This is a genomic window from Yoonia sp. 67-2 (assembly GCF_035117555.1).
Classification (GTDB): domain Bacteria; phylum Pseudomonadota; class Alphaproteobacteria; order Rhodobacterales; family Rhodobacteraceae; genus Yoonia.
Genome location: NZ_JAYKPK010000015.1, coordinates 13,343 through 36,604, shown reverse-complemented (window position 1 = coordinate 36,604; position 23,262 = coordinate 13,343). Strand labels below are relative to the sequence as shown.

Sequence of the window (23,262 nt, the reverse complement as noted above, 5' to 3'; positions counted from 1 at the left end):
ACCTGCTCAAAGCTCGGTTGGTAGGAGCTATCTGAATAAGAAACGCCAAAGATTGCATCAAAACTGAGTCAGAGCCAGTTTTGCACGCCGAAACACAGTCGGAGGACAGTTCATCCCATCAGGTCAATCTGTTCCACCGTCAGTTTCGAGACGAAAGACAAACCTCCTCCCGAGCCGCACAAAGAACTCACATTAGTGAATTGTTAACCACTATCTTGTCATAATCACGGTGAACAAGCGAGGAAACCTTGAAAATGACTGATTCCAAAATTGTGCTTTTTGACAGTAAACTTCGGGATGTTGACCTTCTTGATGCTCTAGCGATTGCAAACATGCCGCAGTTAATTGAAAGGTTAGAACTAACCGCTTACGCATTGGCTCGCAGGGGCGACACTAAACTAAGCAATGTGTTTTTCTGGGCCGTCGCCATAGCCGAAAGCTCAAAACATCTGGAACCAAACTGTAAATCGCTTCATGAGCCTTGAGATGTGTCGTATACATGAGTAGCATAACTTATTGATAAAATGCTCGAGAGTCGTGGGGGCAATCCGGTTGAAAAGTCAGTTCAGGTTATAGCAGAATATCGGAAATTATTCTGATGAATGACAAATGTTGACCTTACTTACCAGAATGAAAATGTGTCAACCAGCTCCAGGTTGCTTAGAACAACATTTTCGTCAAACACATCGTAAAGAGAAAGGCTAGCATCAGAAGAAAAATTAATCTGGATACCTTTTTCGTTTGTCACAACGGAAGATTCAAACCATTCGTCAAAATTTCGTCCATAAAGCAAAGCCTTGTCAACAAGGACTCGATCTACGACCGGGTTGAAATCATGTATAGTATCCTTCCCACCTACAAATATGAATGTGTCAAAACCGGCACCACCCCACAGATTATCGTCACCATACCCACCTCCCAACAAATCATTTCCCGACGATCCATACATGGTATCGTTCCCCGCTCCTCCGATGAGGATATCTCCCCGATTATCTCCAATGCGTCCAATTGTCTGGGGGTCGATCTGATCGAGAGTTACTGTGCCTCTATCACCGCCTCCCCCTACGACCCCGCCCTGATCACCTATTTTTATAACGTCGGTAAACTTGGACCCGGAAACAGGTGACTTCTCAACTGACTGAGGTAATATCATTGACTCTGAATCAACTGAGAGTTTTCTACCGATGAACTTTTCGACCTCAGTCAGAAAGACAAATGATGGGCTGTCAGATTTGTCAATTTTTATCATTGCCACCTCATAGCTCTGATCGAAAGTGACATCGATAATGCCGTCCTCAGGTAAAGCAGTGACCGTGGTAACTCGCGACTGCCCGTTTGGCGCTCCATCCGCAATATCAAGGTTTGCAATTGAAACAACATCGGCATCGGCCAAAAAGCCCATGTTGACACTGACGGTCAGATCTGACCCTTCTAAATTACCCGCTGAAATAAAGACAGTGTAGCTATCTTCGCTCTCATATGTATATTTTACCCACCGGCCTTCGCTGTCCCGTGCAGTTCCCAGGAACTCGGATTCAGCAATATTTTCACTCATTAGTTTAAGAATCGCTGCTTGCGGCGATGCAAATTCAGATAACCGATCAGATATAACCGTTCCGGACATCGTGTCACTATATCTAAAGGCACCGACCAGCCCCCATGCGGCTGCGCGGTCAACGCCGTGCTGTGCGAAGTGAGAGAACAATCCAAGAACGTCACTTGCATAGGCCAACTGATACGGCGGTTGATCCGAACCTGTATTACCGACAGACCAGGCAGACACATAGTAATCCACATTTTCGCGTGAAATACCAAGCGCTTCAAATCTGTTCATCCAGAACTCAACAACTTGCTGCCGCTCGTTGAGTGGCGAGAGTTCACTTTCAGACTTTTCTGAGTTGTAGCTCAAGATATGATGGCGAATTGCATCGACATAAACGAGGCTGTCGCCAATAATATGTGACTTCATACTATCAATCGCAATCATGCGATCGCTGCGAGTGGATGCACTGCCGACAATACTTAGTGCCTTGTCAAGGCCATCTACTTCGCCCGGGGGTACGTCAGCGAACTTTTCGAAGTATTCCTGACCTTTGAGAGTGTTGAAATCAGATTGCCCACGTCCAGCGTGAATTGCTATCTCATAGTTTACACTACTCCCCATCATGCTTGTTGTAATTTGATTAATAATGGCTTTGGCGACAATTGCATATTCAATAGGGTTTGTATAATTCTCGTTCCCAATTTCTAGTGTGATCAGGCTTGGGTAAGTACCATCGTTAAACTTGCCGTTATTAAGGCGATCAAGAAATATTGAAACATCCGACTTTGCAGTACTGATAGCCAGCTCTCTCGTAGATTTATCCGAAAAATCTATTCCGTTGAAATACCGTTCAACCGGAATAATAAGTCCGACTGGTACGCCCCGCTCATGCGCGAGGGAGAGTATCTGACTGAAGCTAGCCACATCGTTGCGCGCCGGGTTGTTCGCTGCATCATATTCTAATGCGACTGGGCTGATAAGCTCAGGATGGGTCAGGTCAAACGCAATGTTTGACCGGTTACCGCTCAGACTGTGTATATTTATTTCGCCTTCAGCAAGCCTGATCAAGCCGTTTGTCACATATCCGTATTCTGCGACTGTCCCCCCCGGAAACCGAACGTCAGTCAGGCCAATGTCTTTTGAGTGTTCAGTGAAGATGTTAAACCCAAAGATATTGGTGTTGATCGCGCCAAATAGATTTGGTGATATGTAGCCGACCGGATCCGCCCTCTGGATACCATCGATCAGTGTCGTCTTGGAGGTTTTCATTGCCGGTCTCCATGACTTTCAGCGACAGCAAATACGCCTTGGAAAGGCTGAGCCTTATCTGCTGTCACCGCATTGCCAGCAACTTCCCCTCCGAGAGCATCTGCATCTGTGCCGAAAAAGTCGCCTGCAAAGGTTGCTGAAATTGTCATGACGGTATTTTGTTCTGTGTCGGTCAAACTGCCGTAGCCGTCGAAATTAAATGTCGGACTGTTGGTCGGATTTGGACCGCGGTTCAGCGTGCCACCCGACAGAACAAGCTGTCCCGGTAGTGATGTTCCATATTCATTGACGAAGTTGTTGCCGTGCCCCGCAAGCATGCTTCGATCACCTTGTGCGAAGTCTATCGTTAGGAATAATTCGCCGGCTATTTTGGCAGCCACCCTCTCGGTCCGACTTGCCAGTTTGACTGACATAAACCCGGCATAATCTGTTGAGCCCGTGGTCGGTACGTCTGCCAGGGCGGTACGCTGACCGCCCGCAAACTTACTCTCGATCGCCCTTGCGGCCCCTGTTATGCGGTCGAATTCGTTTAGCTGGGGATCAGACGCGACTGTTGATGACACACATCCAGAAAGTAGATAGGCCAATGATATCGTGAAAAACCCTGACGAGGCATTCGTTCTGGTGTTTGCAATGGTTGAAGTAGACATGGTGTCGCCCCCTTTCTTAAATGAAAGGAACACGAACACCGATTAACAATTCTTAAATTTTGGGTCTGAAACAGCGCACTTTTATTCATAATAGTTAATATATTCTATACGACGTGAACTCGTCTGCCGGCGATGCGTGAGATTTGGCGGGGCTTATTTTATGTCATAAATAGTACGTAGCACTTACAAGAACGGGACCAGCTCTCTCGCGTCAAAGCACTATGGTAAGTCCATGAGGGGTAGCCCTGTTAGTGAGAGCGACTGCCGGTGTACACCGCTGTTTGTTGCCTTGCCGATCTGTCACAGTGACGGGGCCCTGCTACTGCTGATCATTTACATGATACGGCTTGCAGAGGGTGACATTGACATTCCGTTTGTTGATATTTGGGACGTCCTGGACTTTCAGTCCTTTTCCCTTTGAAGTTCTGTAACCGAGGTGCCTGGGACAAGATGGAATGGGTCTGCCCGTATAAAATACATGCTTGCACTGTCCGATTGGCGGGATAACACCGACACATCCCGAAGAGACATTGTAAACAAACCTGAATATCGCCGAAAAAGAGCTGCGGCTGGGTCCGAGACACGCAGTTTATTCAGCTGGTTGAAGATTCTACCTAAAAGAGTGTTACTCTCTGGCCTGTTTTACACTCAACACGCCAGAGAGAGGAACGATGCTCCCATCAGGGCGGCAACACATGGTTTTTCAGTAATTTGATAAGTTTATCTGCTCACTGCAGATGATCTACGGTGTTTATTAAAGTATCGTTACCGAGGCTTTAAAAATCATGTACTTGAGTTCAGGCATAAAGGTTATTCAGGACACCTGTTGATCTTCACTCGGACTTGAGCCGGTGTTTCACCAATAAGTGAGCCACCTCTGATTGTGGATATTGGTTCCTGCTGGGGTCAAGCTGTGTGTTGTTTTCTTCTTTACTGCAGCAGATGCCACAGCTGAACATATTGCAGCGTCAGAAGTGCGCCACGCAGTAGCAGCGAATAGAAAAAGTCGGGGTGGTCATCAGGGAGGGCGCGGAATTCGATCATGGTGGGATGTTCCAAAGACAAATTACCCTCGCCAACGCAAAAAGCCCGCCAGATTTCTGGAGGGCTAAGTAAACGTTGATGTGGCGTTGATGTGTTTCGGGCGAGCAGAAACCCGACTGATTAGGTCGGATTCTAAGGCTTTGATATATTGTGATTTTTGGTTGCGGGAGCTCGACTTGGACACTGTTTCACAGGTTTAAACGAAGTTAATATCCAAGGGTGACGTACCGCGGCCCAGTTTATTGACGAAGTTGACGCCTACATCCGCTGGTATAACGAAACACGCATCAAGATGTCCCTTGGTGGCAGAAGCCAATCGAATACCGTAGAAGCCTCGGCCTTATGCCGTGAAAACAGTCCAAGGTTTTGTCCGCACCCCCCCGGGTCAATTCTCAGCGGTAATCAACAGCCACGAAGGTGCCTGTGGCGAGGTCTCGCACCAGACCCTCGTTGACCGGTGTATCTACAAAGTCGAAATCCTCCAGATCCTTTGCAAGCGGCAGCTTTGCGACGGTGAGTTGATACTTGATCGAGCGGGCCTGCTTCTCGGCGATCTCCGACTGCAACAGGTCCCCGACAATGCGTGGGGGGTCAAACTGGCGTTTGATGCCAGTAGCCATGATCTCATAATATGCGCTGCGCATCCCGTATAGTTTGAGAGCGCCCATCAGTTCCAGAACCTGGGTGCGTTCCACGGTGGCTTGTCCTCCTGAGGGTAGGTACGGCTTAACTCTGCGGCCGAAGCTTGCGATCGCTGTATTGCAACTCTGACTGCGTCCGTGGTCGTGGCGCTCCCGTGACGTATCTGTCCCATAATGCTTCCTTCCATTCCAAAGAAAAGATCGCACCATCAAACGCTGGGATCAAACAACTAACATAAAAAGCCAAAAATATTATCTTTTAGGTATTTTAAATAATCTTTTTATAATTTGTCGCATGCGCTGAAAAATAATAACCCAAACGTCGCCGAACTTAAAACCGTGCCGGGCAAAAAATGTTCGAAACTAGGCATTTACGCTTGCACGGTGATCCCAAGCAAAGGGTTTTTGCGGCTGTTAGTCTTGGGAGACGATCATGACGCTAAACAATGGTAATACTGCAAGTTTCGCGTTCACAGAAGATACAGCCAGCCGTATTGCTTTTGAGGACGATACAATCATATCCGACGGATCTGCGAAGTTCGTTCTTGAGCTTACGGTCAGTAGCGGCACCTTGTCGGGGGCGGCGGTCGGCAACGTCGGAATAACTGGATCAGACAGCGCGACGGTGCAACTCTCGGGTACAGGCGCAGATCTCAACAGTTATCTGTTCACTACATCTGGCCTTACCTACAAACCCGCGCGGGACGTAAACACCTCCCCCCCCCACCCCCCCCAAAGCTTGTCACTCGCGCTTTTCGATGACAGCGACAGCACGGCAGTCGGCACCCCGCTGACGCGCAACATAGAGATCGCGGCGGTCAATGACGCGCCAATCTTCACTGGCCTTGAGCCCTCTGTCACGTATCTGGAAAATACGGTGAATGCGGCAGGCCAGCTGTTGGACAGCGAGGTCAGCATAGGCGATCCTGAGGGCAATTTCGCTGGTGGCACCGTCACGGTCAGCGGCTTGCTGGCCGAAGACGTGATTGCCCTGGCCAATGTGGGGACCGGGCCGGGGCAGATCGGTTTCGACGCGACCACCGCTATCGTTACCTTCGCCGGCAGCGCAATCGGCACGCTGGCGCGTGCGACAGGCACGACCACGATCACCCTGAATGCGACCGCGACACCGGCAGCGGTTGAGGCCTTGGTCGAAAGTCTGACCTATCGGAACACCAGTGACACCCCGGCGGCGTCGCGCGATCTGGTGATCACCATCGCGGACAGCGATCTTGCCACAGCCGCGGCGCCGATCACTGTGTCGGTGACCGCCGAGAACGACCCCCCCGCGCTGATCAATCTGGCCGCCACGACCATCTTTAATGAAAATACGGTCAATGCTGGGCCCGTGCCGCTGATCGCCAATGCCGGTGGCGCGCTACCGTTTGGCTTTATCGATCCAGAGGGCAATGCGGCTGGTGGCAGCGTAACGCTGTCGGGCTTTTTGCACGAGGATTTGGTTGCTTTGCCGCATCAGGGCAATGCTGCGGGCCAGATCGGTGTCGTGAACGGCACTGTCTCTTTTGGTGGCACAGCTTTCGCAGAGATGACTGGCGGCGGGCTTGCCGCTGCTGGCTTGCGTGCGCCGCTGGTCTTTACCTTCAACTCGACGGCCACCGATGCCGCGATCGAGGCCTTGCTCGAACGGCTGACCTATGCCAACGAACGCGATGTGCCCACCACCGCAGCGCGCACCATCACCTTTGATCTGGTGGATGGCGCGGGGGCCGAACGCAGCTTTACGACTGCGTTGCAGGTCAATCCCGAGAATGACGCCCCGACAGGCAACAAGCTGCCGACCGTCGTGACCATTCTGGAGGATCTGAACGGCCGTCTTGATCTGTCGGGGCTGGCAATTGCTGATCCCGATATAACAGATAAGATCGATCTGGTGCTGACGCTGACGGCTGGCAGGCTGGCCGCAGAGCCGACCAGCAAGGTGAGCGTGCAATCGGATGATGACGGGCGGAAACTGACACTGACGGGCAAGGCCGCTGATCTTGGCGTTTACCTTGCCGATCCCGATGTGGTGCGCCTGACCGGTCCCGCCGATCTGACAGGCATCGGCGTATTGACGCTGACCGCGATCGCCACCGATGAAAGCTCTGCCTCGGTTGACCTGGGCAGCAGCAAAATCACACTCGTCGCGCAGCCTGACGCGCCCATCATGACCGGGTTGAAGGCCAGCATTGTCTTTTCCGAGGCACAGGCGAACAGCAGTCCCGCCCAGTCGTTAGGGCTCGCGGTGACAATCACCGATGCCGAGGCAGACTTTAACGGTGGTCGCCTGACTGTTTCGGGGCTGGTATCCGCTGATCGCGTAGCGATCGCCAATACCGCCGATATCGCTGTGGCGGGGACAGAAACCCAAATAGTGCGTTTCAACGGTATCGAAATCGGTACGGCCGCAGGCGGCGCGGGGGCGGATTTCGTCGTGACCTTCAACGCAGCAGCGACTCTCGCGGGGATCACGGCCGTGGTGAATGCCCTGACCTATCAGCAGCTCACGCAGGCCCCGGTGACCAGCCATCCGCTGTTCATCGCCCTGACCGATGCAGCGGGTAACGGGCTGGGGGATACCTCGGGCATCGCCTTTTCCTTTGAGGCACAGGCCGACAGCCCCTTTGACGGTATTGATTTTGGCGTGAATGCTGATCCTGCCTTTGTGGACCTTGATGGCGATGGCGATCTTGATCTGGTGGTCGGCCTTGTTGGTGGCACGCTGGTCGCATACGAGAACACGGGTAGCACCTTTGCTCTGATGACCATCAACCCCTTTGCCGGGATCGATGTGGGTGCGCGTAGCAGCCCCGTTTTCGCGGATGTCACGGGTGATGGCCGCGCCGATCTGGTGGTCGGCGACAATCTTGGCAGGTTCAAGGTTTATCAAGCGACAGCGAACGGCTTTGTTCAGTTGACCGGGGCGGCCAATCCGCTTGACGGGTTGGATATCGGCAGCAATGCCAAGCCCGCCTTTGTCGATATTGATCGCGATGGCGACCTTGATCTGGTGGCGGGTGGCGCTGACGGGCGTTTGCACGCCTTCGAAAATATCGGCGGCACCTTCGTTGCACCGGTGTCTTGGCGTGACCCTTTTGTGCAGCTTTCGCTGACCGGCAGCGGCAAGATGACCTTTGCCACGTTCGATTTGACCAATCTGGCCAAGACCGAAGTCACTGTGACGAAAAGCGGCATTTCGCATACCACGTTGACCGATGTCACCTTGGTGGCGCCACTCAGAGTCGTGACGCAGGACGCCGGTACGGCGAACTGGTCGCTCGCGCTCAACGGCGACGTTTTCGCCTATTTAGCCGCTGACGAGAGCGTGACCCTTACCTATCAACTGAAGTTTACCAGCAAGGCGGACACCAGTGTCGTGCGGCAATTCACGATCAAGGTTACTGGGACGACGACTGATCCGTTGATCGAGCTGGTGAGCCTTGGGGCAGATGTGACCGGCACGGTCGCGCAGGGGCTGGTGCCAATCACGGTGTCCAATGGTGCAAACCCCGATTTTGCGGATCTGGATGGTGATGGTGACGCCGATCTGCTCATTGGCGATGGCAATGGCGGCCTGCGCAGCTTTACCAATACAGGGATGGGCAGAGGCTGGCTAGAACGGGTTGGCAGCGACAATCCCTTTGCCGCTCTGTCGGTTGGTAGCGCGGCCGCGCCAGCGCTTGTCGATCTTGATCAGGATGGCCGCCCGGATGTGGTGGTCGGCGGTCGCGACGGCACTTTGGCGCTATGGCGTAACACCACGCCCGAAGGGCTGTCGCTGCAGATTGACATGACACCCGAGAATGACAAGCCCTCTGCCACTGGCCTGCCCAGTGATCTGGTGGTGCGCGTAACGGCGCAATCATCGCTTGATTTGCGCACATTAAAACTGGTTGATCCTGATCAGACCGACTTGCTCGATCTGGTACTTGTGGCAAGCACCGGGCGGCTGACAGCAACGGCTGCCCCCGATGTGGCTGTGACCGGGGCTGGTACTGCCACGCTGGTGCTGCGCGGCACCGCTGCGGCGCTGAACGGCTATCTTGCAGACCCCGTCAGGGTCAGCTTTGTGAACAGCGAGGGCCGTGCAAGTGGCGACAACGCCGCTCGCATAGATGTCACGCTGAACGATGGCACTGGGGCAATCGCGCTTGGCAAGATTGATCTGGACATCGCACCCGGCAATGGCACCAGCCATCTCAGCAATCTGGCAGCGACCGTCGCTTTTACCGAATCAACGGTGAACAGCGCGCCGCAAATCATCGATCCCGATGTATATTTTGTCAGCCTTGCGCAAAGCTTTGCAGGCGGGCAGTTGCGCGTCGCCGGCCTTTTGCCGGAAGATCGGCTGGCCGTGCGCGATGGCGGGACCGCTGCTGGACAGATCGGGGTTAAATTCAACAGCGTGACAGCGCAGCAAGAGATCACTTTTGATGGAAAGTCGATCGGCATATTGACCGGCGGCGTTGGCACACCGCTCAGTGTGACCTTCAACGACAACGCCAGCGCTGCTGCGATCGACCGGCTTTTGGAAAGCCTGACCTATGCCAATAGCAGCGACACCCCGACACCGATACGCACCCTGACGCTGCAGATCACTGATTCCGATGGTGTCGGGCTGACATCTGCAGGCGCAGCCAACACCACCTTTGCACTGGTACAAGGCGCGGCCAGCCCCCTGACAGGCAAAACTGCTGACAAATATGCCGCCCCCACGATCGGCGATGTGACGGGCGATGGCCGGCCAGATCTGGTTGTGGGCAACAATTTTGGGTTGCTGACCGTCTATGCGGCCACCGACGCCGGCTTTAGCTTTATGACACCGGCGGCGTCGCCATTCGCCGGGATTGATGTGGGCAGCTATGCAGCACCCGTGCTGACCGATCTGGATGGCGATGGATTGGTCGATATGGTCGTCGGTACCTCAACTGGCAAGCTGGTGGTACTGCGTGCAACCAAAACGGGCTATGTCATGCTGACCGGCAGCGACAACCCATTTGACGGAATTGATGTCGGTGCACATGCGGCGCCGGCTTTTGCTGATATCGACGGTGACGGCGACCTGGACATGGTAGTCGGCAACACCGCCGGCAGGCTAGTTGCTTATGCCAATACGGGAGTAATGTCGACGACTACCGGATTGCCAGTTTATCGATTGCTGGCGGGGGCGCAGGATCCGTTTGCCGGAATCGATGTGGGTTCGCGGAGCCGTCCGAGTTTTCTCGATGTCGATCAGGACGGCGATATGGATCTGTTCGTTGCCAACTCCGTCGGTGTGATCAGCGGGTTTGTAAACACAGGCACCGCCTTTGTGGCGATGTCAGCGCAGGCCAATCCGTTCACCGGCCTGACGGGAGGGCGGTTTAGCAGCCTGAGCTTTGGGTATATCGATGGCGATGGCAAGGCGGATGCAGTCGTGGGCGACATTACCGGACAGATGCTGTTGTTTGCCAATACCACACAAACCCAACAGGCAGCCGCGCTGGTCCTCACGGTCACACCAGAGAATGATCTGCCTACCGGGCTCGGTCTTCCAGCAAATCTTACGGTGACGAAACAAGCGGCGGCTGTGATTGATCTGTCGAAGCTGGTGCTGGCCGATCCGGATTCTCCAACGCTGGCGCTTACGCTGACTGTGGCGAATGGCACGCTTGCGGCTGAAGATGTCGCCGGCATTGGCATCACAGGATCAGGCACCGCCAGCCTGAGACTGATAGGCAGCGTCGCGGCGCTGAACGATTACCTGCAAGAACCGGCGTTGCTGCGCTACACTGCGGCCGCAGATGCAACAGGCAGCGCGGCAGATACACTTGCGGTCACGATCAATGACGGCACAGACACCGTCAGCATTGGTGTAGCTGCAATCGATATTGCCCCTTTGATACCGAACAATCTGCCAACTGGGACTGTCAAGATCACCGGCACCCCGGCGCAGGACCGCACGCTGTTCGCCGATACAAGCACACTGGGTGATGCCGACGGGCTGGGAACGCTGCTGTATAGCTGGAAGGCCGATGGCGTCATCGTCCCGCGCGGCAACAACCAAAACAGCCTGACGCTCACCGAGGCCGAAATCGGCAAGGTCATCACGTTGCAGGTCAGCTATGTCGATGGCGCAGGCACAACCGAGACGCTGGCCAGCGCCCCGACAGCCGCGATTGCCGCCAATCCCGCTCCGACACCGCCTTTCCGGATCGCGCTTGTATCGCAGGAAGGTGGCGTGGCGCAGTTCGAGATCTTTGCCACCCCCGCCGCCGATCCGGGCAGCGACGGGATCGGGTCCTTTGAATTCACCCTCAGCCATGATCCTGCCGATCTGTTCATCAATGTGAATTCTTTTACCACAGTGCCCGGCGCGGCGGGGCTGCCTAATTACAATGCCGCAACCGGGGTTCTGGCCGTGGCGGGCGCGGCATTGCCGAACCTGACCGATTTCAGCATGCCGCTGGTGCGGTTTTCGGCCAAAGTGCTTGGCGGCGACAAACTCGTCACCCTGAACTTGACCGAAACCGAAGTGGATGCGGTTTCATTGGCAACCGTTACGGCAGAATTCGCCTTGATCGCCGCCACTGGTAGCGACCCGACGGTAAGCGTAACAACCACCCTCCTCGACAGGTTCGGCGACCCGCTGTCCGCCGATACGGTCAGCGCCATGGCCACGGTCAGTGGCGATCAAATCCATATCCGCAAATCCGGTGCGGGTGCGGATAGCACCACCTTCGAAATCGTGGTTACCCCCACAACCGCGCTTTCGGCGATTGATTTCGTTCTCTCAGATTTCACCACCCTAGAGAATTTTACTCTGGCCCCGGCATTGGCCGATTGGGTGGTTCTTACCTACGGCGGTACGCCCAATAGCATCAGCCTAAGCGGTTTTGGCGGTATCAGCGGCGGAGATGCCATTGCCCCAGGCGTGGAAACTGTGCTGGCTCGCTTCACGACAGCAGCCGAACCCGATCTGATCATCACTAATATCGCGCTGAACGGCATCGCGCAGCCTGCAGTCGGTATCTCGGAAATTGCGGCCTCTGTGCGGACAGGCAATATCGTAACCTTTGATGCACCACTGGGGGCAGATCTAAGGATTCTGGCCGATCTGGCGGTGGACAGTGACAGCAAAGGCGCCATTGGTGCCAACGATGCATTGCAGGCACTGCGTCTGGCAGTCGGTCTGCCAAAATCCGATGGGACGGCCGAATGGCACGATTACATCGCTGCCGATTTCAACCGCGATGGCCGGCTCGGCGCCGATGACGCGCTGAACATTCTCAAATATGCGGTCGGTTTGGCCGGAGCGGCCGAGCCGGAATGGGTTTTTGTGGATGCGGGCATTGACCGGTCAGGCATTGATCGCAATGCCGTGTTCTATGAGCAGGGTCTGCGGCGCGACGATCTTCTGGTGGATACGGGTGTCAGCATGATCGGCATTCTGGTTGGTGATGTGGATGGCAGCTATTATGCTTCCTGATCGCGGCGCTCAGGCGTCGCACCTAGCCGTGGCGCCGCGTTTAAAGATAAACGGGACAGAGCTTGATACCACGCGCCTGTCGCCTGAAGGACAGCGGCTGGTCGGTTTGATACAATTCGCACAGCAACGCCTTCAAGATTTGGCAAGCGAGCTTGCCCTCCTCGATACGGCACGGCAGGTTCATGTTGCTACGCTGAAAGCCGAGGTCGTCAAGGCCCGTTCTGGTGTCGATCTGCATGAGCTCTTCGGAAATGATCATTGACGATGGGACAATCATGCCGCGGATAATGATCGACGGAATCACATGTCATACAGAAGATCTTTGCGATGACGGGCGCGCCACCGCCGCAAGCCTGCAATTTCTGGATAGGCGGATGCAGCATATCCGGCACGAAATACAGGTCTATAAAACAGCGCAGGCAGCCTATGCCCAAGCGCTGGCCGCGCAGCTTGCAGCCACCGATGATGCGCTGCCTGTCAAACATGCGCCGCAGATGCCGACATGACCCAGCGCAACAGAAATCGTGCCCTTGGCCCTGCGGTAATCCTGCTGGGTATGACTGGCTGTACCGCACCGATGGGAATCGCACAGATGCAGTTGGCCATGGTGGATCGGCTGGACAGCATCTCCAGTATACCCGCGCCACAGGCGACAGCACCAGCCACCGAGTTCCGCCCTGCGCTGCGGGCGGCAGTGCTGGCCGATCCCGCCTACATCGCAGCCAAAGCTGAAGAAACCGCCGCTTTGGCCCAAATCGGGGTTGCCGCTAGCCTGCGCCAGCCGCAGCTTGTCGGCAGCCTCGATCTGGGTACGACGATGGGCGATCAGGCTGCGCGTAGCGGCGCGACCGCAGGGCTGGTGTTGTCGCAGATTGTGTATGATGGTGGTGCTCTGGTCGCCGGCGTGAACCGTGTAACGGCCCAAGCCTTGGCAGCCCGCGAGGGCCGGATAGCTGCTGGCAACGATAGCGCGCTCGCGGCGGCTACACTATGGATCACGCTATGGCATTATCAGGCGCGTGCCACACAGATGCAGACCCGGTCGGCTAATATGGCGCGGCTGGTCGCCCAGATCGCACGGATGGCCGACAATGGCCTGCTGGATCAGGCGGCGCTGGCCCAGGCGCAGCGCCAGGTCATCGACATGCGGCTTGAAGAAGAACGGTTGCAAGAAGCAGCTGAAACAGCGCGACGCGACTTTGCGCGGCGGTTTCCAGCACAAGCGGGGGTGCTGCCTGCTCCAGACCGGTTGCTGGATGATACCGCCGCTGCGGCGCTTGCAAAGAACGCCGCAAAAGCACCAATCATGCAACAACAGGTAGCGGCTCTTTTTGCCGCCGAAGCCGCATTGGCCGAAGCCGAGGCCAATTCTGGGCCGCGCGCACGATTGCAGCTTGCCGCGCGCGGCCCAGAAGACCGGGCCACTACCCCGGATCTGTCGTTGGGCCTCAGGCTGGATTACACACTAGGTGATGGTGGACGTGCAGAGCGGCAACTGGCTGCCGCCACCGCGCGCGTCGCTGCCGATCAGGCGAGGCTTGACCAGATCAAAGACGGTCTGGCTGAAGCGCTACAGGCCGAGCTGTCCAGGCTTTCAGCAATCGACAGGGCGCTGCAGCTAAGTGCGGAAAAGCTCCGCCTGAGCCGCGCAGAGGCTGAAGCCGCCCGCGCACAGCTGCAAACAGGTGGCGCGGATCTGCGTGAGCTGATCGACGCTGAACTCGCGATATATGGCGCGCAGGATCAACAACTCGCGCTGCGCGCAGAATACGAAATCCTATTGCTGGCCATCGCGGCGCGCACCGGCGGGCTTAGCACCCTGATCGCGCTGGAAGATGCCGCAAATGGTACACTCACGCGCCACATCTCCGAATGATACTGCCTCAGGATACCGCCCCATTGTCAAATAGCGCCACCACCTCGGCAGAGCCCGCCACGTCTGCCGGAGTTTTGTCCGCGCCAGGCGGGGATGATAGCCTTGTCTATTGCGTCAAGGAGCTGCTGGCGTTGGCGGGTCGCGCTATCTCGCCGGGGGGGGTGCGCGATCTTGCCGATCCGGGTCAGCCCGGGTTTACCCCCTTGGCAGCGGTTTCTGCCTTGCGGCAGGCTGGATTCAGCGCCAGTCTTGGCACGATAAAACCCCATCGGCTAAGCGCGGCACATTGCCCGGCAATAGGCTTTGACCACGATGGGCGCGCGATAGTAATCACTGCCATTGAGACCGGGGGCTGTGCGGTTCTGCGCAGATTTGCAGTGGACGGCCAGCGAACCGACAGCCACGTTGCGCTGGCAGAGCTTGCTGCGCATCTTGTGTCGCATGTGATCCTGGCCCGTCGGCAGCATCCAGCCATAGCCGATGCGGCTGGCAAAAACTGGTTCTGGGGCGCGCTAGGAGAGGGCAAATGGCTTTATGCACAAGTGTTAATGGCGGCGGCCATTACCAATGTGCTTGGCTTGTCGACATCGCTGTTCATTATGGTGGTCTATGACAGGGTGGTCCCCAATGCCGCGATTGAATCGCTGATCGCGTTGACGGTCGGCGTCCTGATCGCACTGAGTTTTGATTTCATCATCAAGACCTTGCGGGCCCAGTTTGTCGACCGGGCGGGCAAGCGGGCCGATGCGCGCATGTCACGGCAGATTTTCGACAAAATACTGCAGATGCCGCTGGACAGCCGGCGGCAGAAATCTGGTGCCTTGGCCAGCATCGTGCGCGAATTCGACACGCTGCGCGATTTCTTTACATCGGCCACGCTGGTGGCGGTCGTGGATCTACCTTTCATCTTTTTCTTCATCTGGATTATTTCGCTGATCGCGGGGCCGCTGGCGCTGGTGCCGCTGATCGCAGTGCCATTGGTGGTGGTCTCCGGGCTGGTGATCCAGCCATTTTTGGCCCGTCTCGCGGAACAGGCAATGCAGACCACGATGTCCAAGCAAAGCGTTCTGATAGAAACTCTGAACGGGCTGGAAACGGTGCAGGCAACAGGCGCGGGGCGGCTGATGCGGCGCCGCTTTGAGGACGCGGCAGAGGCACAGTCCGAACTGGGCCTGAAAAACCGGATGCTGTCGAATTTCGCAATCAATTTCGCGGCCTCGGTTCAGCAACTGGCGCAGATTGCCACCATCTTCTATGGCGTTTTCCTGATCCGCGACGGGGTGATCACAATGGGGGCGATGATCGCTGCTGTCATTCTTGGCGGGCGAACATTGGCTCCATTGTCGCAGCTTGCCGCAGCGATGTCGCGGGCAAACGGGGCACGGCAGGCCTATCGTGCGCTTGCTGCGATCATGCAGGTCGAAAGTGCTGCCATGGCGCCCGACCGTCCTACGCTCAGTCGGCCACATCTGGTCGGCGGGATTGAGTTCCGCAATGTCAGCTATAGCTTTCCGGGCAGCAACCAGCCGATCATTCGTGACCTGTCGTTCAAGATTCCTGCCGGGCAGAAGGTGGCCGTCATGGGGCGGATGGGATCGGGAAAATCAACACTCGCGCGGTTGATCGCGGGATTGATCGTACCGACAGAAGGGGCCGTGCTGATCGATGGTGTCGATCTGCGCCAGATCGACAGGTCCGATCTGTGCCGCAACCTCGGTGTCATGCTGCAAGAAGCATGGCTGTTTTCGGGCACCATCAAGGAAAACCTGCAGATGGGATTTTACGAACACGACGATGCCCATCTTTTGACCATTGCCCGTGTCTCAGGGGTGGATGATTTTGTTGCCAGCCATCCCCAAGGCTATGACATGGAATTGCGCGAGCGGGGCGAAGGTCTGTCAGGCGGGCAACGCCAGTCGATCACCCTTGCCCGCGCGCTGCTGCATGATCCGGCCCTGCTGGTGCTGGATGAACCGACCAGCGCGATGGATACGGCCACCGAAAAGACTGTGATCGGGCGGCTCGGACTTTGGGCAGGCGACCGGACAATGGTGATGGTCACCCATCGCAACGCCTTGCTTGAACTGGCGGACAGGGTGCTGGTGATGGATCAGGGGGCAGTGATCGCCGATACCGTCCCCGACCGGCGTGGTGCCGTGATACGTCAGGAAGACCGCCATGTCCGGGCATGATTTCAAGACATTGTCACGCGAGATGACAGGCAGCGAAGGGCCGGGAGGGACCGCCATTCTATTGACGGTGATGGCCTTGCTTGGGCTGACGCTCTTATGGGCAAGCTGGGCCGAGCTGGACAATGTCACCCGCGGTGAAGGGCGGATCGTCGCGTCAGTGCAGAACCAGATGGTACAGGCCGCCGAAGGCGGGGTGATCTTGCGCAGGCATGTGGCGGAAAACACGGTCGTGGCCGCAGGTGCCGTGTTGTTCGAGATCGATCCCGTCGATGCAGCCAGCGAATTGAACCGCGTCGCCCAACGGTTGGCGGCGCTGGACCTGCGCGAAACGCGCCTGCGCGCCGAAATTGACGGGGCATCGCTTGCGCTGGCACAAGCACAGATGGCACGTGCGCCTTTGGTTGCCCTGACAGAGCAAAGCCTTTTCGCCGCGCGCCGCGCCGCACTGGACGGGCAATTAGCGGTGCTGGATCAGCGCCTGCAACAGCGCCAGCAGGATCGGCAGGCCGCCGACAGCCTGCGCGACACCACAAGCCAATTGGCAGTGTTGCTGGAACAAGAGATTGCAGTCATGGCACCGCTTGTGCGCGATAATATCGCACCCGCCACGCGGCTTTTGGAACTGCAGCGCCAGCACGAACAGGCGCAGGGGGACAACAAAAGGGCGCAGGTTGCGATTGTGCAGGCCGAAGCCGGCATCACCGAAATGCAAACCGAAATCGCCAATGCCCGCGCGGGTTTCAGCCTGCGCGCGATGGAGGAACTGATCAGCGTTGTCACCGAACAGGGCGAATTGCGCGAGGCGATACCCCGGCTGGAAGAGCGCGTCAGCCGCACGGTGATCCGCGCACCCATGGAAGGTATCGTCAGCCGCCTGAATTTCCACACGCCGGGCGCGGTCGTCAACACGGGCGATGTGATGCTGGAACTGGTGCCCACCGGCGAGGCGCTGATCGTTGCTGCGCGGATCATGCCGCAGGATATCTCGCGCATCCGGCTGGCGGATGATGTGCGTATCAGGCTCTCGGCTTACGATTCCACGCGCTATGGCACGGTGGACGGGCGCGTGACCCGGATCAGCGCCGATGCGGTGGTGGATCCCGCAAACCCCGGCGCAAGCCATTATCTTGTTGATATAGCGATCGAGGGTGAACTGGTGCTGCCCGAAACCGGCCTGCCGATCAGCCTTTTGCCTGGCATGACGGCGACGGTCGATGTGCTATCTGGCAAGCGGACCGTGCTGGCCTATATCTGGCAACCGATCGCCAAGGTGCGCGAACTGGCGTTGCGCGAATGACCCGCACATCCGCGCTGTTACCGCGACCAGCGGCATCTGTCCCGCAGCATAGCTGCGCTTATCGACGGATCATTCCGCTGGCGGGTGCCGTAACGACGACGCGGTCAGTCTCGGTGACCGCCTTACCCCACCTGATCCTGTTGGCAGCAGCCCATAAAGAAAGTACCCGATGACACAGCCTTTCAGCCTTGATGCCTGTCCTGCCGCCCGCCATGTTCCGCTTGAAGGTATGGTTCAGGCCAGTGGCTTATGCGCCTATCAGGTCCAGCCGGACACCCTTGAACGGATGGGCCTGTCACTGCGGACGGCAAGCTTTTGTGGTGTCGCCGTGCAGGGCGTGCATGTTCTTGCCGATGATGCCGCGGTTGCAGCCCACCTCGCCGCTTCGCCCGCCCTGCTTGCGCCGGTATCCCTGCCTGCAGATCCAGCAGCGCGCGCGCGGCTGGTGGCGGCATGGGTCCGCAACCGCACCCGCCAAAATCGCACAGGGCTATTGCCCTTTCTTTTGTTGCCACTGGCTGCCTGTGGCGGGGGTGGCGCCGACCCCGCAGCGACGAAAGAAACGACTACCCCCGGTCAGGATCTGTTCGGGCTGGTGGCGCTGCTTGACGGGCTTTGGTCGATCGGTGCCGATCATGGCAATGTCGTGCTGACCCGGCAGGGGGCGGATTACGTCTTGACGCCGGATCGCGGCGCGGCTGTCACGCTGGCTGTGGCGGCCACGAACGGGCTGGTGGTGCCACAGATCACCCTATCAGCCGATGCCGCCGATCTGGACGGTGTTTCGCTGACAGGGACCGGCGCGGTGACGCTGTTGCGGCTGGAAGCAGCACCAACCGCAGATCTGTCAGATATCACCGTTACAGGCGGGCGAAGTGCCTTTATCACAGCCGGCAAGACACTTGTTTTCACCGGCGATCTGAGCACAGGCTTCGTCGTGACGCTGGGGGCCGGTGCATCGTTGACAGCCACAGCGGCCCGGCTTTCGGGGCAGATCGTACAAGGGGCAGGCACCGTGTTGGTCACCGACCTGCACAGCCTGCCGGACGTCGATCTGTCGGGGATATCCGCGACAACGGTTGCCGCATCGCTTGACACCACGGGCGGGGTCGTATTTGCCGCTGCCGCCGATTTGGGCGCAGCCACCGTGACGATTGCGGCGGCTACGGCAGTAACGCAGGATACGGTCGCCTTTGCCTCTGGTGCGGATTTGACGACAGCGCAGTTTGTCGTAAACGGGACCGCAACGCTGGTACTGACCGATGAGCAGATCAATACCGTCAGCAACACGGCCGCGATCACCGGCAACGGCCATGTAAAGGTTACCGCCCAATTCTCGCCCACGACAGCACAAACCGCCACGATCCTTGTCAGGGTCATGCTTGACGGAAGCGGTGGCAGCAGCACGCTGACCTTTGATATGCCCGCCGATGATAACGATACGCTTGTGCTGAAATCAGGCAGCCAGATCGCACTGAATGGCGGGACGCTGATCGTGGATGATGGCGTAGTGGATCTGCGCAACCTATCTAACGCTGCTGATTTCGTCGGTGTCGCCAATGTGGTGATCAACTCGGGCCTGATCCTGACAGTGGATCAATTGTCCGGGGTGACAGGCGTCAAAACCGGTGGATCTGGCCGTCTTGAAATCGTGGTCGAAAAGGCGGACGATATCGATACGCTGGCCGACCTGTTGGCCAACAAGATCGACTTTGGACAAAGCCCACCTGCCGTGTCGGTGCAAGTCGCGCCCGGGGCCGCGGATGCCGCCGCGCTGGAAACAGCCGTCGTGGCGCAACTGACCGGCGCAGGCGTTGCCGTCGTGGTGAACCTGCGCAATGGTGAGGTTCAGCAAATTGGGACCCCAACAGATCCAACCGGCCCCGGTGCCGTGGTGACGCCGGGTGATCTGGTCCTTGCCGATTTCATCGATACCGGCACGCCGGGTGATCTGCAGAGCGTGGACAACCGCTTTGCCTTGACAACATCAGGCGGCAGCGCAGGGGTTGAACCGCGCTTCGAGCTGTCGCTTGACGGGGGCGCAAGCTGGACGACCACCACCGCCCTGCAAGACGATCTTGCTCCCGGCATTTACAGCTTTCGCGCGCTCGTGAATGATGCGGCGGGCAGCGCCGTGCCATCACCCGCCCGAACCGTGGAGATCATTGAATCCCAGCTTGATCTGACCCCGATCTTGCAGAGCGGGGATGACCTGAAGATCGGGGTCATGTTCAAGCCGGATTTCGACCCCGAACCGGGGATCGAATCCTTCGATATGGTCATCGACCTGACGGATGCAGAATTTACGATCTTGCCCGAATCTATCGTGTTTGCTTCTGGCGTGACGGCGGGGCTGGTAAATGTAGTAGCGCGAGAGTTGATCATCTCGGCTTATGCCTTGCAAGCAATCACAGATTTTGAAACGCCGCTGTTCCAGTTCACAACCACCCGGCTGGGTGCCGCACCTCAGCTTGACATCGTGATCGAGAATATCTTCATCGACAGCTCCGACGCTGGCAGCGCGATAGGCAGCTTCAGCTTCCCAACCGTTTTGAGCAGCGGCGCAGAGTTTGCTTAGGTAAAGGGTAGAACCCGTCATAATGGAGGTTGCCATGTCGCAACTTAGCCCGCAGATCGCCGTTCTCACATCTGCTTACCCGACACTTCACCGCCTTCTCGACGATTCCGATCTTCTGCATGACGCTCTCCACGATCTGGGCGCATATCCCAATGTGGCATCCGACGCTGTCTGTCGTCGGGCTCGTCTTATCGGTCTCGCGGGGGAGGCGCTCGTTGACAGCCTGCTTCTTCGCCATGGCCTGCACCCGTCTCCACTTCCTGACGGGGCTTCCGCAGACCGGCTGATTCCTCTCGGACAGCGCACTGTGCGCATCCAGATCAAGACCCGCACGCACCCTGGGCCGCGCGGGTACGCCTTCAGGATGCGCAAGGGCTATCGCGGCAATCCGCTGGGCACCCGCGCTTACGAGGTCGGCGACTTCGATATCGCTGCGTTGGTCGCTCTTCCTGCAAATGTTGTATTCTTCACCTGCGCACCGGGTATCAACTTGACGGTGCCGCTGAGCGCCATCCCTGAACTTGCGGCCCGTCCGCTGGACAGTCTCGACCTTGCTTTGGAGGCACTGATCGCGCGAGAGACGATGCAGACCCGCGGTGAGCCGAGCCTCTAATTGCACCATTATCCGCGCCGCCCATGAGTGACGCGGATCAATCCCCGACAGCACGATGTGCTCATCACCAACAGGAGGCCGTTATGACTGATCCTTTTTCCCAAACCGCTGTTCAATCGACGTCCTTCCCCGCAACAATTGCATCAGACAACGATGACTGGCGCAATTTCGCGCGCTCTGCGCTGCGGCAGATCAAAACAATGCCGAATGCCGACCGGTTCTTTCTTATTGATAAACAGGCCCAGTCGCCGGATACCTACATCGATGCCGCGCGGGCTGCGCATATCGATATCTTCAACGCAGGCTGCGTGACGCAGGGCGGCAAAGGGCAACCGGGTTGCCAGTCTCTTGGCGTCACGCTCTGCGGCTTCGCGATCGACAAGCAGGCCCAGTCTTTCTTCGAAGCTGAGGCTTTCAAACATAGCGCCAGCGCGGCGCTGCTCGTGTAGGGCCTGTGCCATACCGATCAGTCCGATCGCCTCCAGGCGGTCGCAAGTGGGATGTGTCAGCAAGAGTCTTCTCCTTCTCAGTGGTAGTATTTCTGGCCGCAGATGTTGGGGTGTTGCAGCGGCAGTTCTTCGGGTTCCATGAAGGCGTGATCAAGCCCGGTATTCAGGATGGAACGGATAGATGAGACCGATCGGGCCTTGATGCTGATCCCGCGGCGACACGCAGCATCAAGCCTCTGCGGCTCAAAGCTTCTGGCCAGCGACAGTATGCCCAGGCAGGTCCGGAAGCCCTGTTCGGGATGCGGCCTGTCCTGCATCACGATGTCACAAAATGCAGCCACCGATGGTCCCAGCTTTGCTGCACTGCTCAGGATCCGTGCAGGCGACCATTGCGCATAGCGGCGGTGAGCCGAGGGCATATGTTCTGGCGCCTTGATATGGCTGCGGCGTCCGGGGTCACGCAGGTGACTGGCGACGCGCGTGCCACGTTGGAAGATCTCCACGGTCCTGTGGGTGATGCGCGCGTCAACCACCTGCCGGATCAGGCTGAACGGCACGGAATACCAGCAGCGATCCAAATCGATATGATAATCCGGCGCAACACGGGCACGTTTCCAACGCGCAAAGACATAGGGTTCTGCAGGCAATGGCTGCAGTTTCGGTCTATCAAGCGTCGCAAACATATCCGCACGGTTTGCCCCATAATCGCGCATGACACGCATGTTCAATGCGTCCAGCAACGGCCGAATCGCGGCATTCAGCTCTGCCAACGAGAAGAACCTGTGATTGCGCAACCGCGCCAGGATCAAGCGTTGAGCCACCTGGACGGCCACTTCGACCTTGGCTTTATCCTTGGGTTTGCGTACGCGCGCAGGCAGGATCGCCGTGCCGTAATGTTCCGCCATTTCAGCATAGGTCCGGTTCAGGCCGGGATCATACCGATCAGCCTTGATCACGGCTGACTTGAGATTGTCGGGCACAACGATCTGCGGCACGCCGCCCAGATAGGCGAACATTCCGACATGGGCCGCAATCCAGTCCTCAAGCCCTTCACTGGCGACGGCCACAGCATAAGAATAGCTCGAGGCACCCATCGCTGCGACAAACAGCTTGGCCTCACTGACCTCCCCAGTGGCCGGATCGACGATGTCGATCGCGTCACCCGCAAAATCGATAAATACCTTCTCACCGCCGACATGCGTCTGCCGCATGCTCGGCTGGACGCGGCCCTTCCACGCCTCGAAATGGTACAAAACCAAGTGTAGCCGAACCCCTTGGTGTGCCGCGCACGATATTCCTGCCACAGCAACATGCGGGGCACGCCGCGCCGGCGCAGCTCTTTATCGACCGCCGCCCAGTCCGGGTACGGGCGGCCCGGGTCAGATACATCCGATGCGTTTGGAAACAACAATAGCTCAAGGCTGTCGTCATCCAGACCGTCCGGCAGCGGCCACGCCAAACCAGCGTCGCGCGCGCGGCGCAGATAGGTCCCAACACTTCCTTTCCCAAGCCCTAGCGAGGCGGCAATCGCACGCTCGCTCAGCCCTTGGGCAAATCTCAATCTCAATACGTCCCGAATACGGCGCATGGTTAAACGTCCTGTTGGCATTCCGATCCTCCTGTTCTTCAGGAGGCGGAGTAA

General features: G+C 57.4%; 11 protein-coding genes and 4 pseudogenes. 10 read left to right on the top strand and 5 right to left on the bottom strand.

The window, feature by feature from the left end; translation table 11 throughout:
* Positions 1-254: 254 nt before the first annotated feature.
* Positions 255-485: a hypothetical protein gene (locus tag VOY09_RS17700; RefSeq protein WP_322896213.1), complete on the top strand. Its 231-nt coding sequence runs from the start codon at positions 255-257 to the stop codon at positions 483-485.
* A 137-nt stretch (positions 486-622) separates the two neighbouring features.
* Here VOY09_RS17700 and VOY09_RS17695 read toward each other — a convergent pair whose 3' ends face one another.
* Both VOY09_RS17695 and VOY09_RS17690 read right to left on the bottom strand, forming a co-directional pair.
* Positions 623-2,812 carry a hypothetical protein gene (locus VOY09_RS17695; RefSeq protein WP_322896211.1) on the bottom strand — a complete coding sequence of 730 codons (2,190 nt, stop codon included), beginning with the start codon at positions 2,810-2,812 and terminating at the stop codon, positions 623-625.
* Positions 2,809-3,462, bottom strand: coding sequence for a hypothetical protein (locus tag VOY09_RS17690; protein ID WP_322896209.1), 654 nt, complete (start codon positions 3,460-3,462; stop codon positions 2,809-2,811). The genes VOY09_RS17695 and VOY09_RS17690 overlap by 4 nt, the downstream gene beginning before the upstream one ends.
* 1,291 nt (positions 3,463-4,753) lie before the next feature.
* Here VOY09_RS17690 and VOY09_RS17685 point away from each other — a divergent pair.
* Positions 4,754-4,857: pseudogene (locus VOY09_RS17685) on the top strand (IS3 family transposase); the annotation flags it as partial.
* 56 nt (positions 4,858-4,913) lie between these two features.
* On the opposite strand, the pseudogene VOY09_RS17680 reads toward VOY09_RS17685, so the two are convergent.
* Positions 4,914-5,201, bottom strand: a pseudogene (locus tag VOY09_RS17680) (ATP-binding protein); the annotation flags it as partial.
* A 685-nt stretch (positions 5,202-5,886) separates the two neighbouring features.
* Between VOY09_RS17680 and VOY09_RS17670 the strand changes: the two are divergent.
* From VOY09_RS17670 to VOY09_RS17635, 8 genes are all read left to right on the top strand, one after another.
* Positions 5,887-12,615 (top strand): VCBS repeat-containing protein, encoded by a 6,729-nt coding sequence (locus VOY09_RS17670; RefSeq protein ID WP_322896208.1) that lies wholly within the window; start codon positions 5,887-5,889, stop codon positions 12,613-12,615.
* Positions 12,605-12,877, top strand: coding sequence for a hypothetical protein (locus VOY09_RS17665; RefSeq protein ID WP_322896205.1), 273 nt, complete (start codon positions 12,605-12,607; stop codon positions 12,875-12,877). The genes VOY09_RS17670 and VOY09_RS17665 overlap by 11 nt, the downstream gene beginning before the upstream one ends.
* Positions 12,878-12,890: 13 nt before the next feature.
* Positions 12,891-13,121, top strand: coding sequence for a hypothetical protein (locus VOY09_RS17660; RefSeq protein ID WP_322896203.1), 231 nt, complete (start codon positions 12,891-12,893; stop codon positions 13,119-13,121).
* Positions 13,118-14,491, top strand: coding sequence for a TolC family protein (locus tag VOY09_RS17655; protein WP_322896200.1), 1,374 nt, complete (start codon positions 13,118-13,120; stop codon positions 14,489-14,491). The genes VOY09_RS17660 and VOY09_RS17655 overlap by 4 nt, the downstream gene beginning before the upstream one ends.
* Before the next feature lie 23 nt (positions 14,492-14,514).
* Complete coding sequence (locus tag VOY09_RS17650; RefSeq protein WP_322896198.1) at positions 14,515-16,683, top strand: type I secretion system permease/ATPase; 2,169 nt, start codon at positions 14,515-14,517, stop codon at positions 16,681-16,683.
* A complete protein-coding gene (locus VOY09_RS17645; protein ID WP_322896195.1) occupies positions 16,670-17,980 on the top strand; it encodes an HlyD family type I secretion periplasmic adaptor subunit in 1,311 nt (436 codons plus the stop codon). Before VOY09_RS17650 ends, VOY09_RS17645 begins: the two co-directional genes overlap by 14 nt.
* A 169-nt stretch (positions 17,981-18,149) precedes the next feature.
* Positions 18,150-20,558: a hypothetical protein gene (locus VOY09_RS17640; protein ID WP_322896193.1), complete on the top strand. Its 2,409-nt coding sequence runs from the start codon at positions 18,150-18,152 to the stop codon at positions 20,556-20,558.
* A gap of 34 nt (positions 20,559-20,592) precedes the next feature.
* Positions 20,593-21,171, top strand: a complete 579-nt coding sequence (locus VOY09_RS17635; RefSeq protein WP_323811300.1) for a hypothetical protein — start codon at positions 20,593-20,595, stop codon at positions 21,169-21,171.
* Positions 21,172-21,431: 260 nt separating this feature from the next.
* Here the strand turns inward: VOY09_RS17635 and VOY09_RS17630 are convergent.
* Positions 21,432-21,683 (bottom strand): annotated as a pseudogene (locus VOY09_RS17630) (ATP-binding protein); the annotation flags it as partial.
* A 14-nt stretch (positions 21,684-21,697) separates the two neighbouring features.
* Positions 21,698-23,229: pseudogene (istA, locus tag VOY09_RS17625) on the bottom strand (IS21 family transposase).
* Positions 23,230-23,262 lie beyond the last annotated feature (33 nt).

Bases quoted from the DNA above. Each gene is read 5' to 3' on its own strand.
- VOY09_RS17700 (WP_322896213.1), top strand. From the start codon at position 255: ATGACTGATTCCAAAATTGTGCTTTTTGACAGTAAACTTCGGGATGTT.
- VOY09_RS17695 (WP_322896211.1), bottom strand. From the start codon at position 2,812: ATGAAAACCTCCAAGACGACACTGATCGATGGTATCCAGAGGGCGGAT.
- VOY09_RS17690 (WP_322896209.1), bottom strand. From the start codon at position 3,462: ATGTCTACTTCAACCATTGCAAACACCAGAACGAATGCCTCGTCAGGG.
- VOY09_RS17665 (WP_322896205.1), top strand. From the start codon at position 12,605: ATGCTTCCTGATCGCGGCGCTCAGGCGTCGCACCTAGCCGTGGCGCCG.
- VOY09_RS17660 (WP_322896203.1), top strand. From the start codon at position 12,891: ATGCCGCGGATAATGATCGACGGAATCACATGTCATACAGAAGATCTT.
- VOY09_RS17655 (WP_322896200.1), top strand. From the start codon at position 13,118: ATGACCCAGCGCAACAGAAATCGTGCCCTTGGCCCTGCGGTAATCCTG.
- VOY09_RS17645 (WP_322896195.1), top strand. From the start codon at position 16,670: ATGTCCGGGCATGATTTCAAGACATTGTCACGCGAGATGACAGGCAGC.
- VOY09_RS17640 (WP_322896193.1), top strand. From the start codon at position 18,150: ATGACACAGCCTTTCAGCCTTGATGCCTGTCCTGCCGCCCGCCATGTT.
- VOY09_RS17635 (WP_323811300.1), top strand. From the start codon at position 20,593: ATGTCGCAACTTAGCCCGCAGATCGCCGTTCTCACATCTGCTTACCCG.